The organism is Halomonas sp. (assembly GCF_034520545.1).
Lineage (GTDB): Bacteria > Pseudomonadota > Gammaproteobacteria > Pseudomonadales > Halomonadaceae > Halomonas.
Window position 1 is genome coordinate 185,115 of sequence record NZ_JAXHNN010000002.1, and the last position, 15,245, is coordinate 200,359.

The 15,245-nt window shown below is 64.1% G+C and carries 13 protein-coding genes and 1 riboswitch; of the genes, 8 read left to right on the top strand and 5 right to left on the bottom strand.

Annotated elements, in window-relative coordinates:
* Positions 1-399: 399 nt before the first annotated feature.
* Together U5L98_RS00900 and selD are read left to right on the top strand one after the other, a co-directional pair.
* Positions 400-681, top strand: coding sequence for an XRE family transcriptional regulator (locus tag U5L98_RS00900; RefSeq protein WP_322556468.1), 282 nt, complete (start codon positions 400-402; stop codon positions 679-681).
* A gap of 109 nt (positions 682-790) precedes the next feature.
* On the top strand, positions 791-3,085 hold the full coding sequence (selD, locus tag U5L98_RS00905) for a selenide, water dikinase SelD (RefSeq protein WP_322556469.1): 2,295 nt from the start codon (positions 791-793) through the stop codon (positions 3,083-3,085).
* A gap of 122 nt (positions 3,086-3,207) precedes the next feature.
* Here the strand turns inward: selD and U5L98_RS00910 are convergent, their stop codons facing one another.
* The 3 genes from U5L98_RS00910 to ilvD all read right to left on the bottom strand — a co-directional run bounded on the left by U5L98_RS00910 (position 3,208) and on the right by ilvD (position 6,113).
* Positions 3,208-3,996: a glucose 1-dehydrogenase gene (locus U5L98_RS00910; protein ID WP_322556470.1), complete on the bottom strand. Its 789-nt coding sequence runs from the start codon at positions 3,994-3,996 to the stop codon at positions 3,208-3,210.
* A gap of 119 nt (positions 3,997-4,115) precedes the next feature.
* On the bottom strand, positions 4,116-4,304 hold the full coding sequence (locus U5L98_RS00915) for a hypothetical protein (protein ID WP_322556471.1): 189 nt from the start codon (positions 4,302-4,304) through the stop codon (positions 4,116-4,118).
* A 120-nt stretch (positions 4,305-4,424) separates the two neighbouring features.
* Complete coding sequence (gene ilvD / locus U5L98_RS00920) at positions 4,425-6,113, bottom strand: dihydroxy-acid dehydratase (RefSeq protein ID WP_322556472.1); 1,689 nt, start codon at positions 6,111-6,113, stop codon at positions 4,425-4,427.
* A gap of 251 nt (positions 6,114-6,364) precedes the next feature.
* Between ilvD and U5L98_RS00925 the strand changes: the two genes are divergently transcribed.
* The 6 genes from U5L98_RS00925 (at position 6,365) to U5L98_RS00950 (ending at position 12,865) form a co-directional block, all read left to right on the top strand.
* Positions 6,365-6,796: a hypothetical protein gene (locus U5L98_RS00925; protein ID WP_322556473.1), complete on the top strand. Its 432-nt coding sequence runs from the start codon at positions 6,365-6,367 to the stop codon at positions 6,794-6,796.
* A 159-nt stretch (positions 6,797-6,955) separates the two neighbouring features.
* Positions 6,956-8,983 carry a hypothetical protein gene (locus U5L98_RS00930; RefSeq protein WP_322556474.1) on the top strand — a complete coding sequence of 676 codons (2,028 nt, stop codon included), beginning with the start codon at positions 6,956-6,958 and terminating at the stop codon, positions 8,981-8,983.
* Positions 8,980-10,230, top strand: a complete 1,251-nt coding sequence (locus tag U5L98_RS00935; protein ID WP_322556475.1) for a hypothetical protein — start codon at positions 8,980-8,982, stop codon at positions 10,228-10,230. The genes U5L98_RS00930 and U5L98_RS00935 overlap by 4 nt, the downstream gene beginning before the upstream one ends.
* Positions 10,231-10,245: 15 nt before the next feature.
* Complete coding sequence (locus U5L98_RS00940) at positions 10,246-10,803, top strand: sigma-70 family RNA polymerase sigma factor (RefSeq protein ID WP_322556476.1); 558 nt, start codon at positions 10,246-10,248, stop codon at positions 10,801-10,803.
* Positions 10,800-11,387, top strand: coding sequence for a hypothetical protein (locus U5L98_RS00945; protein ID WP_322556477.1), 588 nt, complete (start codon positions 10,800-10,802; stop codon positions 11,385-11,387). The genes U5L98_RS00940 and U5L98_RS00945 overlap by 4 nt, the downstream gene beginning before the upstream one ends.
* Positions 11,384-12,865, top strand: a complete 1,482-nt coding sequence (locus U5L98_RS00950) for a S8 family serine peptidase (protein WP_322556478.1) — start codon at positions 11,384-11,386, stop codon at positions 12,863-12,865. The genes U5L98_RS00945 and U5L98_RS00950 overlap by 4 nt, the downstream gene beginning before the upstream one ends.
* Before the next feature lie 151 nt (positions 12,866-13,016).
* On the opposite strand, the gene U5L98_RS00955 is transcribed toward U5L98_RS00950, so the two are convergent.
* On the bottom strand, positions 13,017-13,712 hold the full coding sequence (locus U5L98_RS00955; protein WP_322556479.1) for a TenA family protein: 696 nt from the start codon (positions 13,710-13,712) through the stop codon (positions 13,017-13,019).
* The gene (locus tag U5L98_RS00960) at positions 13,712-15,115 is read right to left on the bottom strand and encodes a sodium:solute symporter (protein ID WP_322556480.1); all 1,404 of its coding nucleotides are present in this window, start codon (positions 15,113-15,115) and stop codon (positions 13,712-13,714) included. Before U5L98_RS00960 ends, U5L98_RS00955 begins: the two co-directional genes overlap by 1 nt.
* Positions 15,105-15,223: riboswitch (TPP riboswitch) on the bottom strand. (Overlaps the previous gene by 11 nt.)
* Positions 15,224-15,245 lie beyond the last annotated feature (22 nt).

The following is a 15,245-nucleotide window of genomic DNA, read 5'->3' on the forward strand; positions in this document are numbered from 1 at the left end:
TCTTCGTCAGTTGTCGATTGTGATGATGTAAGATTTTTTCACAAAACATCGACAAAAATAGTGAACAAAAGGCAAACGTTCAAGGAATATTGAACACCCGGCACCTAGACATTTGTCGCAGCCGGCCCATGGCGGTCGCAGAATACCCCGCGAAGCGGGACGAGGCCCGCCCTCGCGACGCCCAAAATATAAGGATATGCGCATCCATAGGCTACCGCCGGCGCCATATGCCAACCTCGGCAGGGCCAGCCGGGACAGTTCGATATTCTGCACACCCTGCCCGCGACGGCGACCCCGTGATGGGGCCTCATCTCACACCAAAGAATCACCGAATCGATACTGGCAAAAACGCTTCCAAGCCCCCATAGTACGGTTGTCGAAACCGCCAACTGGAGCAACATGAGCACGGCACGACATACCGCGTACGCGGCGGAACTCACTGACCCTCCGCGAAGCTCCCCTGACCTCGACGTCAGGGACCTGGAAAAACGGTCACGCCTAATGCGCATCATCACGCGCTTGATCGCCGTATCAGACCTCGGTAGCAAGGATATTGCGCGCCGGGCAGGGTTGCCGATGCAGAAGATCAGCGACCTCCTTTCAGGGAAGCTCGAGCATCTCTCCGTCGATGAGCTGCGCCTGGTCTACCGCACCATCGACCCGAGCGGCCCACCGCCCTGATCGCCCTCTCCCGGAGAGAGGCAGGTAGCAGGTAGACAGGACAACGAACAGCGAACGCCCCGCCCCTCGGCGGGGCGTTTTTCATGCCACGTAAGGAACGAGCCTGACCATGCAGCCACCGCAGCAGCCCCCGGGGTTACAAGCGTTACGCGATATCGTCCTCGTCGGCGGCGGGCACACCCACGTGGGGGTGCTGAAGCGCTTCGCCATGAAGCCCGAACCGGGCGTCAGGCTCACCCTGATCTGCCGCGACACCCATACCCCCTACTCGGGCATGCTGCCGGGCTACGTCGCCGGGCATTACCGCTACGACGACGTGCACATCGACCTGCGCCGACTGGCGGAATATGCCGGTGCACGCTTCTTCCGCGACGAAGCCATCGGCATCGACCACGATGCCCGCACCGTGCTCTGCCGCTCTCGCCCCCCGGTGCCCTATGACTGGCTGTCGATCAATATCGGCTCGACACCCCGCGTGGATGCGGTCGGCGGGGCCGGCGAGCATGCCGTCCCGGTCAAGCCGATTCACCGCTTCAATGACCGCTGGCAGAGGCTACTCCGGCGGGTCGAAGAGCACCCGGGCAAGACCCGGGTCGCAGTGGTCGGCGGCGGGGCAGGCGGCGTGGAGCTGCTGCTGGCCATGCAGTACCGACTGAGCAAGGAGCTGGCTGCCCGTGGCCGTGATCCCGCCGAGCTCTCCTTTGCCCTCTTCACCCGCGGCGAACAGATCCTGCCGACCCACAATGCACGGGTCCGGGCGCATTTCGGCGACATCCTGGCCAGCCGCGGTGTCGAGATGCACACCGCCACCGAGGTTGTCGCCGTCGAGGCGAGCCGCCTGCAGGCTGCGGACGGCACCTGGCACAGCGCCGACGAGATCGTCTGGGTGACCAACGCCGGCGGTGCCGCCTGGCTTCAGGGCACCCGGCTGGCCCTCGACGATGACGGCTTCATCCAGGTCGACGACACCCTGCGCTCGCCGTCGGACACGCGCATCTTCGCCGCCGGCGACATCGCCAGCCAGATCAACCATCCGCGCGAGAAGGCCGGGGTCTTCGCCGTGCGACAGGGCCGCCCGCTGGCCGACAACCTGCGCGCCGCCGTGATCGGCCGGCCCCTGAGGCCCTACCGCGCCCAGGCGAAATGGCTGGCCCTGATCAGCACCGGCGACCGCCGCGCCGTGGCCTCCCGCGGCAGTCTCTTCCTCGCCGGCGCCTGGGTGTGGCGGTGGAAGGACGGTATCGACCGGCGCTTCATGGCCCGATTCAACGACCTGCCGCCGATGCAGGACAACCAAATGAAGCCTGCCAAGGCCAGCCGAGTCCCCCTCGATGAAGCCGAAAATGATCAGGCGATCTCGGCAATCGCCATGCGCTGCGGCGGCTGCGGGGCCAAGGTGGGCGCCTCGGTACTCTCCCGGGCGCTGGCCACGCTTCAGCCGGTGCCACGCGAAGAGGTGCGGGTCGGCCTGCATGCGCCGGATGACGCCGCCGTGGTGCGGATACCGCCGGGCAAGTACATGGTGCACACCATCGACTTCTTTCGCGCCTTCATCGACGACCCCTACGTGTTCGGCAGGGTCGCCGCCAACCACGCCCTGGGCGACATCTTCGCCATGGGCGCCGAGGCGCAGACCGCCACCGCCGTGGCCACGGTGCCCCAAGGGCTCGAGACCAAGGTGGAAGATACCGTCTACCAGATGATGCGCGGCGCCGTGGAGGTGCTCAACGAGGCCGGCTGTGCCCTGGTCGGCGGACACACCGGCGAGGGCAGCGAGCTGGCCCTGGGCTTTGCCGTCAATGGCCTGATCGATGCCGGCGGCAACAGCGCCCTGACGAAGGGCGGCCTGCGCCCCGGCCAGGCGCTGATCCTCACCAAGCCCCTGGGTACCGGCACGTTGTTCGCCGCCCATGCCCGGCTGGCAGCTCGTGGGCGCTGGATCGACGCCGCCCTGGACAACATGTGCCAGTCGAACCGACAGGCCGCCGCCTGCCTTCGCGAGCACGGCGCCAGTGCCTGTACGGACATCACCGGCTTCGGCCTGCTGGGCCACCTGGTGGAAATGACCCGCCCCTCGGGCGTGGATGCCGAGCTCGACCTGGCGGCACTGCCGTTACTGGAAGGCGCAGAGGAGACCGTCGCCGCCGGCATCCTGAGCTCCATTCAGCCTGCCAACATGCGCCTGCGACGGGCCATCAGCGATCAGGCCGACTGGGTCGATCACCCGCGCTACCCGCTACTCTTCGATCCCCAGACCGCCGGGGGTCTGCTGGCCGGCGTGCCCGCCGAGCATGCCGAGGCCTGCCTGGAAGCCTTGCACGCACTGGGCTATGGCCGGGCCGCCGTGATCGGCCGCGTCCTCGAACCCGGCGAGGCGCTGGTGCCCATCCACCTGACGGGGTGACGGGAGCGACGCCCATCGGCCTTGCCGCGGCCGGCTTGAGGGTCGCCATACGACAGACGGCGAGCCCGAAGGCCCGCCGTCTGTCTGTCTGGGGTTGCCCGTGGCGGACACACCGGCAGGGCTCACTTCGCGGTGTAGCCCCCATCGATCAGCAATTCGCTACCGGTCACGAACTTCGCCTCATCGGAGGCGAGATAGACCACCCCGAACGCGATGTCGTCGGGATCGCCCACGTGACCCAAGGGGTGCAGGCCATCAAGGTGGCGGCGAAAGGCCTCCACTCCCTCCTCGGATTCCTTGGCGATCCCCTCCACCAGCGGCGTCCAGATGAAGCCGGGATGTACGGAATTGACCCGGATCTTGTCCTTGGCATAGAAGAGTGCATCGTTCTTGCTCATCACCCGCACAGCCCCCTTGGAAGCGTGATAGGGCGGCAGGTCAGCCGCCCCCACGATGCCATAGATGGAGGAGAGATTGATGATGCTGCCCTGACCAGCCTTCTGCATATAGGGAACCGCATGCTTCGTGCAGAAGAAGACGCCGTTGACGTTGACCGCCATGAGCTCATTCCACTCCTCGGCGGTCACTTCATGGGTCGGTTTGTTCACACCCGAGATCCCGGCATTGTTGACCAGCACATCCAGGTTGCCGAAGGCCTTGACCGTCTCCTCGAAGACGCTCTTGACCTCGGCCTCGCTCGAGGTATCGAGATGCCAGTAGCGTGCCCTTCCCTGGTGGTTCTCGATCTCCTCGACCAGGGCTCGCCCCGCATCATCATCGATATCCGTGACCGCCACGCTGGCACCAGCCTCGGCCATACGCAGGGAAATGGCTCTACCGATACCATGGACGCCACCCGTTACCAGCGCCACCTTGCCTTCCAGACGTTTGCTGGCAGTTGCATCACTCATTGAACTATCCTCGCATTCGATCGATTACCGTTTGCCCGGACCGTCCCTATCATCCGGCTGCTATCTATCGACGCCGCGCTACCTACCCCCTAACCACGCCCTGATGACGCCGGGCGGTTTCACGGCTCACGCTGCTCGTACTCTTCTGCAGCACGAATGGCATCTGCCTCCGTGTCATGCTCAGAGACAGCGATCTCGTTTTGCGGATCCGTCTCGTCGATGACATGCCAACCGACGACCGGCAGGTTGGGGTCTTCGGCTTCGCGGATCGGTTCGACTCGAGCTTGCTTGGGTCCGGCTTTCGGCATGCTGCCTCCTTTCGCTGGGTAATCTGTTGCAACGTATCGGCTAGAACATCAGTGATAAGCGTACAAGGCTGACCTCGGAAAGGAAAAGCCCCGCACGCGCTATCCCTTTGCTTGTCTCGTTCACTCCGGCTGGTCTGTCACCGCCCCGGTAGAGGCCGAGCTCACCGTCCTGGCGTACTTCGACAGCACCCCGCGCGTATAACGCGGTGCCGGCTGCCGCCAGGCGGCACGGCGGCGCATCAGCTCCTCGTCGGAGAGGTCGACGTCGATGGTGTCGGCCTCGGCATCGATGGTGACCAGGTCGCCATCCTCCACCAGCGCCAGGGGGCCACCGTCGAAGGCCTCGGGCGTCACATGACCCACCACGAAGCCGTGGCTGCCGCCGGAGAAGCGCCCATCGGTGATCAGCGCCACCTCGCTGCCCAGGCCACGGCCCATGATCGCCGAGGTCGGGGTGAGCATCTCGCGCATGCCGGGTCCGCCCCTGGGCCCCTCGTAGCGGATCACCACCACGTCGCCGGATACCACGGTGCCGTCGTTGATGCGTGCCTGGGCCTCCTCCTCGGAGCCGAACACCCGCGCCGAGCCGGAGAAACGCGTGCCCTCCTTGCCGGTGATCTTGGCTACCGCCCCTTCCGGCGCCAGGTTGCCGTGCAGGATGCGCAGGTGGCTCTCGGCCTTCACGGGTCGATCCAGCGGAGCGATGATCTGTTGGTCGGCAGGATAGGGCGCCACCTCGGCCAGGTTCTCGGCCAGAGTCTTCCCCGTCACCGTCAGGCAGTCGCCGTGCAGCAGGCCAGCATCGAGCAGGGTCTTCATCAGCGGCTGGATGCCGCCGATCGCCACCAGCTCGCTCATCATGTAATGCCCGCTGGGACGCAGATCGGCGACCACCGGCACCCGCCTGCCGATCTCGGTGAAGTCCTCGAGGGCGAGCTCCACCCCGATGGTGCTGGCCATGGCGATCAGGTGCAGCACCGCATTGGTGGAGCCGCCCAGGGCGATCACCACGGTGATGGCATTCTCGAAGGCCTGGCGCGTCATGATGTCGGAGGGCTTGATGTCGCGCTCGAGCAGCTCGAGCACCGCCGCGCCGGCCGCCTCGCAGTCGGCGCTCTTCTCGCCCGAGATGGCGTTCTGGGCCGAACTGCCCGGCAGGCTCATGCCCAGCGCCTCGATGGCCGAGGCCATGGTATTCGCGGTGTACATGCCACCGCAGGAGCCGGGGCCGGGGATCGCCGTTTCCTCGATCTGCTTCACCTCGATCAGGTCCAGGTCGCCGCGACTGTAGGCGCCCATGGCCTCGAACACCGAAACGATGTCGGTGTGGCCCTCGCCGGGAAGGATGGTACCGCCATAGACGAAGACGCTCGGTCGGTTGAGACGCGCCAGCCCCATGAGGCAACCCGGCATGTTCTTGTCGCAGCCGCCGATGGCCACCAGGCCGTCGAAGCCCTCGCAGCCGGCCACCGTCTCGATGGAATCGGCGATCACCTCACGCGACACCAGCGAATACTTCATTCCCTCGGTACCGTTGGCGATGCCGTCGGAGATGGTGATGGTATTGAAGATCACCCCCTTGCCCCCGGCCGCATCGGCCCCGTCGCTGGCGCGGCGGGCCAGCTCGTCGATATGGCTGTTGCAGGGCGTGAGGTTGCTCCAGGTGGAAGCGATACCCACCTGGGGCTTCACGAAGTCCTCGTCGGTGAAGCCCACCGCACGCAGCATGGCGCGACTGGCGGACTTGCCAACTCCGTCAACAACCTCGGCGGAATGGCGGCGGCGGGGATCCTTCGGCGTATCGGACATGGCAGGGCTCCTGTTGATGAAGATGACTGAAAGAGAGTGGACCCTGCGGCTCAAGCTGACAATACACCGCAAGGATCAACCGCTTTCGTCAGCGATCGCCACCAAGCCACTGGCGGTCCATGAAGGAAGCACTAGGCTGAAAAGAGGGACAAAAATCACTTAGAAGGAGTGAACCTCCTGTCTCGTCCCGACGACCTACTTGTGACACCGCAAGCCTCGATAAACTGAAGTACAGCGTTCCGGAGGTCATCATGAAACTCAAATTCTCTCGGACTGGTATCAGCGCCCTGGTTCTCGGCCTGGCATTTGGCGCTCTCACCATCCCCTCTGCATCGGCCTATACCGTCTATAAACTGGAAGAAGGTCTTTACGCGATCATCTGCCAGGACGGGACCATCAACTCCTACTCAGGCGGACCCGGTGGCATCGGGATCGTCGGCGAAGCTCTCTGCGAAGGCCATGGGGGAGTCGTTGGCGGTGGAGGCGGTATTGACGTGCTTCCTGCCGACCGTCAGCTCGCTCGCAGCGTCGAGAGCTGCCAGCGGGGCCGCGGCGAAAAAGTCCAGCGAAACGCTATCAAGTGTATCGACAAGGCCAGCCCCAAGCTGATGCGCCAAGCCAAAAGTGGTGGCGGCGGAGCCGGCAAGGCTTCCATCCAGGAAATGGAAAGAAGCCGCGAATGACGAACGTAGAATCGTCACAACCGGCTATTCAATTCTCGTCGGAACAGGGAGGTTCCGACGAGATCTCTTTCTCCTCGGCCAGCTGATGCAGGGAAATGAATGAGTCAGTGACGGCAAGGTATCGACAACAACATTCCTTACACCGGGACGGTACGCACCATGAACCTGGCTCGTTCGTTGGCTCCACTGCTGTTGCTGCCACCCCTCATGGCGCTCGCCGCACCCCAGCCCGGACAGTGGTCCACCAGGTTAAGCACACCCGAGGAGCGAGGTTTCTACCAACCCCGCGATACCCTCGAGCTGGATTTTTCCGATATCGTCGCCTCGGAATGGCAGCCCTCGCTTCGTCTGGAACTCGACAGTGTCGATGTGAGCGAGATGGTGACATGGGAAGCTCGGGGACTTCGCTATCAACCGGTACGTGCCATGTCCACCGGCGAACATGAACTTCGCCTCATGTACTACGGCGACGATGGCTCAGTCGAGGAACTCGGCTACTGGACCTTCGAGGTCCGTCAGACCGCCACTTTCAAGACCATCACCGTCGAAGGTAACAGCGAGCTGACGATCAACCAGCGAATCGCCGAGCACAATATGTCGGCTCCCCCCGATTACAATGCCGATGGCTACAGCCAATGGTTCACCGAATTGCAGTCCGACCGGGTACGTATCGAAGCCACCGGCGAGCTGGCCTATGCCAATCGCCCCGAGCAAGGCATTACCGGACGGCGCCTGGATATGCCGCAATTCTCCATCCTTGCAGAAACCGAGCGCACGCGAGTTGCCGCAGGGGACCAGAGCATGGGCCAGCAAAGCCTGGTCATGGACGGCTATCAACAGCGCGGCCTTCATGGTGAATTGGCACTAGACACCTTCGACAGCAGCTTCCAGTTATTCGGCATGAGCGGGAACCGCGAGTTGGGCATCGATGATGGCCTGGGACTCAGTGACCCTGACAACCGGATCACCGGGGCTCGCTGGGAAAGTCAATGGCAGCCCGGCGACACCAGCGAGATCCACATATCCTCCACCTACCTTACGGGGGGCATCAGTGAACCCGATGCCAGCAGCTGGAGCTCGACACCCACAACTCGCGTCCACGATGGTCATGCCTGGAATGCCGTGCTGGACGGTTTCTTCATGGAGCGCAGGCTGAGGATACGCGGGGAGCACGCGACCAGTCGCTACGATTTCGACGGACGGGACTTCGGCTTCGATGCCGAGACCGACACCGCCTGGTCCGCCCTGGTCTTGCTGGATCCGGATCCCACCAACTGGGAGACACCGCTCGACTGGCGAATCGGTGCCGAAGCACAGAGAGTCGGGCCCTTCTACCGCAGTCTGGCGCACAGCAATCTTCCCTCTGATCTTTACCTGCGGCGGATCTATGCCTCGGCCGAACGCGACAAGTGGTACTGGGACACCAGCTATGCACTGGAAGAGGACAATCTGGATAACTTTGCCGCCTATGCGACCACCGAGACGAGCCGCTGGAACATGCAATTAGGCTACGACGAATACGAATCGCCCGAACCGGGCAGCCTATTCGCCCTGCTGGGAAAGCCCAGCTATTCACTGTCACTGGACCGAGTCGACCGCAAGGACAAGCAGACCCCCAGCGGGTACCTGCCCAACGACACTCGAGTCGATGGCATTCAGGCAAGCGCTGCCTTCCGGCAGGATGTCTGGTACTGGTCGGTCGAACTCGGCACGGAGCGCTTCACCGACCATACCGGCTGGCAGCCGGATACCGACACACACAACCTGGGATGGCAGCTCGGCCTGGAAATGCTCGAGCACTACGGGCTCACCCTGGGCTGGCAGGGCAGCCAGACGCGCTACCGGAATGGGGGAGAACGTATCGATCAGCAGGTCTTCTCGCTGGGCGGCAATGCCCAGTTCATTCCAGACAAGCTCTCCGCGACCCTGAACCTGAGCCTCAACCAGAACAACGCGAAAGACGATCCGTTCTTTCCACAGCGTGATGAATCGCTCTACATCAGCGGCCAGCTGGATTGGCGTATCCGCAAGCCCGAGAGCAATCGTGTCGGGCTGAACTTGTCGCTGAGTTACAGCGGCAATACCCTGCGGGACAGCCTCTACGGCCAGGACCCCTTCAACGAGGATCAGGTCTGGCTGGAGTTGCGAACCACGCTTCCGACGGCCTATCCGGGAGGCATGCAATGAAACCCCTTCGCCCTTGTCTCCTCGTCCTGATGCTGATGTCGCTGGCACCCATCGCCCAGGCACAGATCATTGCGCTGTGCGATGCCCGCTTCGCTTGTACCAGTAACCCGAGCGCCACCGTGGGGGTGGACAGTCGCGTCAACCTGACCTGGCGGGGTCAGGCACGCACCAATCCCAGGTTTTCGCAGTCACTGATATCCAATCAGGGAATATTCGTGCTGGGCAATCCCGTCAATGGCCAACGCCTGGGCACCTCGCCTACCTCGTTGGTTCAGCCCCTCGGGCCGGCAACGGATGATCGCGGTATCGAGTTCCGGGTAACCGAGTCGCTGCGTGTGCCGGCGGCCGTCAGCCAACAGGCGGCACGCCAAGGCGAGCGGCAGGTGTTCTATGTTCGCCAGTTCGCCCTGGAAGGATCGGAGCCCATGACCGGGGTACAGGTGATCTCGCTCCAGCAGGGGGTGCCCGGTCGCGGTGGCGCTATTCCCGAGGGAGCAGACCCCTCTGCCACCGGGGTGACCATTCAGCGTGTCAGCCTGTTCTTCGACCGGGGGACACTGACCGAGACTCTGCGGCCGGATGAGCCACTCCAGGCGACTGCCCGCATCAGCTATCAGGGGGCCGGTATCATCAATGCCATCTGGGAAGTCGCCACGCCCGCCAGCACACGGGGTCAGCCCCTCTATGCTCCCCTGGCCTATGTTCGCCAATACCTTGGAGCCAGCCGGGAACTGACGATCACCTCTCCGCCACTGCCCAGCGACACCTCTGGTATCCACCGTGTCAGGTTGCGCTTCCTGGCTCCCACCGAGATCGAGGGATTGCCCACGCTCAGCTACCGCGTCAGTGAAGGGGCCCTGCAGAGGGAAGGCAGAGTTCCCGCCCTCGATGCCTTCCCGCCCGAATCGGCAAATCCTCTGGACGGGGAGACACGATTCCGCTGGCGGCCGGTAACGGGCAGCCATGCCTACCAGCTCGAATTCTACGACCGCTGGCCCCAGGCCGTTGAAGCCGAAACCACCTCCGAAGGAGATTCCGGAGACGACCGGCGCCAGCCGGCAACCTTGAACCTCGCCCCGATTACCGGCCAGGTGATCGAGGGAGATCAATCCTCGATGTCACCCAGCAAATCCCTGCTCAACCACCTGGAGGCCGACAAGCGCTACTATTGGCGCCTGATTGCCATCGATGCACAGGGACAGGTCATTGCCGCTAGCCCTCTCGAGGCCATTCTCCACGCCCCCTGACACCTCGAGGTTGCCATGGATGACCGCCAGGATGACGAGTTGCTGATCGCCATCGCGAACCAGGACATGCAAGCCCTGGGTGAGTTCTATCGGCGCCATCAGAGGCGTGTCTATCATTTCGTGCTTTCGAAATTGAACGACCCCTTCACGGCCAACGACCTACTCAATGACACCATGCTGGAAGTCTGGCGCTCCGCCGAACGTTTCCAGGGAAGGGCCAGAGTCACCACCTGGCTGCTGGGCATCGCCCACCACAAGGTACTGGACCTGTGGCGACAGCAGGGTCGTCGACAATCCACCGAACTGGACGAGACCATGATCGATGAATCTCCGGGTGCCGATGTCGAAGCACTGACCCTGGCGGTCCGCGACAAGGAACGCCTGACGCAGTGCATGGCAAGGCTCTCGACCGAGCACCGCGAAATTCTTCACCTGGTGTTCTTCGAGGAGCTCAACTACGAGGAGATCAGCCGGATCATCGATGTTCCCGAGGGTACCGTGAAGTCACGCGTCCACCATGCCAAGAAGTTGATAAAGCAACATCTGACAGCTGCCGGAATGGGGGCCGCATGAACGTCATGAACAACAACATCGAAGAGACGCTGCCCCTTTACGTGAATGGCCGGCTCGATGCCGAGGAACGCCGCCAAGTGGAAAAGGCCATGGCAGAGAATCCCGACCTGGCAGGCGAGGTCGAGTTCCTGCAGGCCCTGAAAGACACTCTGCAACAATCGGCCGACGAGCCGCCTGTCGAGCTCGGGCTGGCTCGCCTCAAGCGAGACATCCAGCAGGAGACAGTCGACAGCTCGCCAACGAGTGCCAATACGCGGCGCTACTGGAAGCCATTGGCCCTGGCAGCCTGCCTGCTGCTCGCCATCCAGACCGGCTTCCAGTTGACCCCTCAGTCCACCGACAGCGACTGGGCTCCGTTGTCCGGCGAGACCGCCAGTCAGGCGCCACGGCTGCAGATCGCCTTTCACACCAACGCTACTGTCGAACAGATCAATGAGAGCCTGGGGGCAAGTGAGGCACGCATCGTCGATGGCCCAGGTGCACTGGGCCTCTACACTGTTCAACTGCCACCGGATAGCGATGTCGACGCCATACACCGGCAGCTTGAGGGATTGCCCTTTATCGAGGAGGTGAGTGCGCCGTGATCCACCCTGATACCGCTGATTCGGCACATGCCAGGCTCAGCCCTGGTTCAGCAACATGGTTGCTGGCAGGCGCCCTGCTGCTTGTGGCCGGCAGTGCCCATGGCCAGGACATCGATCCCCAACGCCGCGATATGGCACGCCCCTTGATCGAGAACGTCATCACCGAGACTCGCGACGAAGCCACCGAGCCAGCGGTCAGCCGGAAAGCCGAGCGAGAGGCGGAAGATCAGGAAGCTGTCCCGACTGCCGAAACAGAGCCGACACCCGAACCCGACTCGCCGCCGGAAGAAAGCGGGCCTCGCCAACCGAGAGTGGAGCGCGGCGGCAGTCTGATAGGCAGTGGGCCTTCCTCGATCCCACCCCCCGCCTTTTCATCCACCGATGACCAGGCATCCATAGTGTCGACGGACCGGACCCCGTCAAACGCAGTCGGTGATTTCGAGCCCGGAGAACTGGTACTGATCAGCGAGGACATGCCCGATGCCGTGGCAATGGCGCGCGAACTGGCGGGCTACCGGTTGCGGATCAAGAGCCGCCAGGCATTGGAGCAGCTCGGTCTGGTCATCAGTGTCTTCCGACTCCCCACCGGAGCCGACACCCTGGCACTGCTGACTGAGATCCGGCGCGAGTCCCCGAACATCCGCCTGGACGTCAACCAGCGTTATCGGCTAATGGCCGGGCCCCGCCAGCGCTACGGGCAGGAGATGATCGGCCTGTCGATGGATAGCACGTCTTGTCTGGGCAATGTCCGGGTCGGCCTGCTCGATACCGCCGTGAATCCTGGGCATCCCGCGCTGGCCGGCCGTTCGATCGATATGGCGCAATTCGCCGGCCCGACACCCGCGCCGAGCGACCACGGCACGGCAATTGCCAGCCTCTGGGTCGGAGATCCGGACCAAGGCTTCACGCCCTTGATGCAGGAGGCCTCGATTTCCGTCGCCGCCGTCTTTCGCCAGCGTGGCAACGACACCGATACCACCACCGACATCCTCGCCAGGGGAATGGACTGGCTGCTTGGGCAGGGAGTCGAGGCCATCAACCTGAGTCTTGGCGGGCGAGAGAATCGAATCCTCGATCTTGTGCTGCAGCGGCTGTTGGCACAGGAGATCCTGCTGGTAGCGGCCGCCGGCAGCCTGGGCCCGGAAGGTCCCGCCGTCTATCCGGCCGCCCACCCGGGTGTGATCGCGGTTACCGCGGTGGATGCCAATAAACGACATTACGAACGCGCCAATCTAGGCGATTACCTCGACTTTGCTGCCCCGGGTGTGCATGTCTGGGCAGCCACTGAAAACGGCACCGCCTACCATTCCGGCACCTCGTACGCGGTACCCTTCGTGCTCGCTGCCCTGATGGCAGAGAAGCGTCTTTATAACGACTGGTTGCAAAACTCGTTTGAGTCAGCCCTGGACCTTGGCCCTCTGGGCAAGGACCCCATCTACGGCTGGGGCCTGGTGCGTTGGCCAGCCGGATGTGGATGAGCCATTGCCGGTACGTCTCCGCCCCCCTAGCTAAACGCTCCCGAAACCGAGGACGATTACGACGCCCTGGTCGCGGTTTTTTGCTGAGCATCGCAAGGCCCAGGCCGGATGATTGACCGGGGCCGTTACTTATTCTCTCTGGCCGAGCTGCTCAGCGCGGCTGCACGGCATCGTGGAAGCGCCGCTCCAGCACCACGGTCTCGCGGAAGCGCTCGGCCATGCGGGCGAAGTCAGTATCGTCCAGCGACGCGGCCTCCTCGTCCAGGCGGCGGAGCAGCCAGGTTACAAACTCCTGGAAGGGGTGGTTGTCGTGCAGATCGATCCACTCGCTCATCAGCGGGTGCAGCCCGTCCACGCGAGTGACGCGCAGCGCCCACTCGAGATAGACCCACTCGGTGACCACCAGCACGGCCAGTATCTCGGCGTAGTGGCCGCCCTGGCCAGTATCGTGCAGCAGCTCACGAAATTCTCGGGTCTCCGGCAGGTAGTCCGGCGTCTCGCGCTGGGCCTCCGGCACATCGAAGGCTTCGAAGGTGCGCTGGAAGGTGCTGTTCTCGTCGCTGGTCAGCATGCCCATGAACTGCCCCAGCACCACCCGGTCATCCATGGTCGGCGCCTGACCGATGGCGTGGCCGATCAGCGCGGTGAAAGGATCGACGAAGCCATAGTCCTGCACCATGTAGGCAGCGAAGTCCTCCCCCGACAGCCGACCCTCGGCCAGGGCATCGAACAGCGGATGGTTCACCGTAGCCGACCAGTCAGGCTCGCTGATCTCGCGCAGCCAATCGGTGATACGGGCCGATTCTCGGCCGTCGGCCCAGGCGTTCCAGTCAGAAAGAGTCGTCATCAGGCGTCTCCCTTGTTTGCCAGGTGGAATCTCGTCCCCGGCCGAAGCCAGGCAATCAGCAGGCTGACCAGGGTGGAGGCAAGCAACGCCCCCAGGAAGGGTGCCAGGGTCGGAATGCTTCCGGGGAAGCTGGCCGCCAGCACGCCGGCAGAAAGGCTACCCTGAGTGACCCACCCCGGCAGGATGGTGCCGAGCATGCCCGCCACACCGCCGGCCACCGCGGCCAGCGGCGTCATGCGCGACCAGATGCCCAGCAGCACCGGCACCACGATGGCGGCACACAACAGGTCGGCAATCAGGAAGAGCCGCAGCACCGAGAGCCCCTGCAGGGCCAGAATAACCACCGGCACCATCAGCGCCACCGTCGCCCAGCGGGCCGCCGTGATCGACAGGCCGCGCCTGCCCGAGCCCGCCACCACCAGGGTGGCGATGCCGTTCTGCAGGCTATCCACGCTGGAGACCACCAGCGAGACCGCCAGCACCAGGGCCGGCAGGGCCAGCCAGTCGGGTGCGGCGGAAAGCAGGGCGAAGAAGGGGATCGGCGGGGCCCCGAGGTCCAGTCCACTCATGGCGGCGAGCATGCCCAGGCCCCCGACCACCGCCACCACCAGCACGGTGATACCGCTACCCAGCCAGGCCCCGCGCGCCAGGGCGCGATCGTCGCGGGCCGACCAGACCCGCTGCCAGTAGCCCTGATGGAAGAGGTTGGCCGCCGTGACGGCGATCACCAGGGTCAGCGCCACGCCCAGGGCGCTGCCCACTGGAATCGACGGCAGGGTGGCGTCCACGGGCATCTCGGGTAGGCGGTTCAGCGCCACGCCGGCCACCAGGATCAGCAGGGCGATCAACAGCCAGGCCTGCCAGCGGTCGGTGGCCAGGCTCGCCCGCAGGCCGCCGACCGCCGTGTAGACAAGCGTTGTCACCGCCACCCCAATGACCACCAGGGCCGGCGGCACGTCCGATAACAGCGCGGTGATCGAGCCGATGGCGGTCAACTCCGCGGTCAGGAAGAGCGCCATGTAGAACACCGAGACCAGCGACACCCAGCGACGCACACCTACGCCATAGCAAGCTTCGGCGAACTCGCCGATGCTGCGCCCTTGCGGCAGGTGGCGGCGAATGGCCGGGCCGTAGCGCGCCAGGATCGCCAGCGGCAGCGCCGAGCCGATGGCGTAGCCGGCCAGCGCCACCGGGCCGACGAAGGCGCCGATTTCCGGCGGCGCGAAGAGAATCCAGGCGCCCATGCCGGAGGCCAGGAAGGACAATCCCAGGGTCGAGGCCGTCTGGGAATTGCGGGCGGTCACATAGTCATCGAGGGGGCCATCGGCCCGTCGGGCCCTCAGGCCCAGGAAAGCAAAGCAGAGCAGCGCCGCGCCGAGCACGGCAGACGTCAGGTAAGGCATGTCGCACTTCCTCCGCCGGTATGAACCGGATCAGGTTCCAGGGTCAGCGCTTGGCGCTCTCTCAGCCCCTCACGTCATGAGCGTGATGGGACTCCCCTGGCGACAGTGAATGGATTGTGGGATCGCGCCT

Coding starts and splice junctions, on each gene's coding strand:
- U5L98_RS00900 (WP_322556468.1), top strand. CDS start 400: ATGAGCACGGCACGACATACCGCGTACGCGGCGGAACTCACTGACCCT.
- selD (WP_322556469.1), top strand. CDS start 791: ATGCAGCCACCGCAGCAGCCCCCGGGGTTACAAGCGTTACGCGATATC.
- U5L98_RS00910 (WP_322556470.1), bottom strand. CDS start 3,996: ATGAGTGATGCAACTGCCAGCAAACGTCTGGAAGGCAAGGTGGCGCTG.
- U5L98_RS00915 (WP_322556471.1), bottom strand. CDS start 4,304: ATGCCGAAAGCCGGACCCAAGCAAGCTCGAGTCGAACCGATCCGCGAA.
- ilvD (WP_322556472.1), bottom strand. CDS start 6,113: ATGTCCGATACGCCGAAGGATCCCCGCCGCCGCCATTCCGCCGAGGTT.
- U5L98_RS00925 (WP_322556473.1), top strand. CDS start 6,365: ATGAAACTCAAATTCTCTCGGACTGGTATCAGCGCCCTGGTTCTCGGC.
- U5L98_RS00930 (WP_322556474.1), top strand. CDS start 6,956: ATGAACCTGGCTCGTTCGTTGGCTCCACTGCTGTTGCTGCCACCCCTC.
- U5L98_RS00935 (WP_322556475.1), top strand. CDS start 8,980: ATGAAACCCCTTCGCCCTTGTCTCCTCGTCCTGATGCTGATGTCGCTG.
- U5L98_RS00940 (WP_322556476.1), top strand. CDS start 10,246: ATGGATGACCGCCAGGATGACGAGTTGCTGATCGCCATCGCGAACCAG.
- U5L98_RS00945 (WP_322556477.1), top strand. CDS start 10,800: ATGAACGTCATGAACAACAACATCGAAGAGACGCTGCCCCTTTACGTG.
- U5L98_RS00955 (WP_322556479.1), bottom strand. CDS start 13,712: ATGACGACTCTTTCTGACTGGAACGCCTGGGCCGACGGCCGAGAATCG.
- U5L98_RS00960 (WP_322556480.1), bottom strand. CDS start 15,115: ATGCCTTACCTGACGTCTGCCGTGCTCGGCGCGGCGCTGCTCTGCTTT.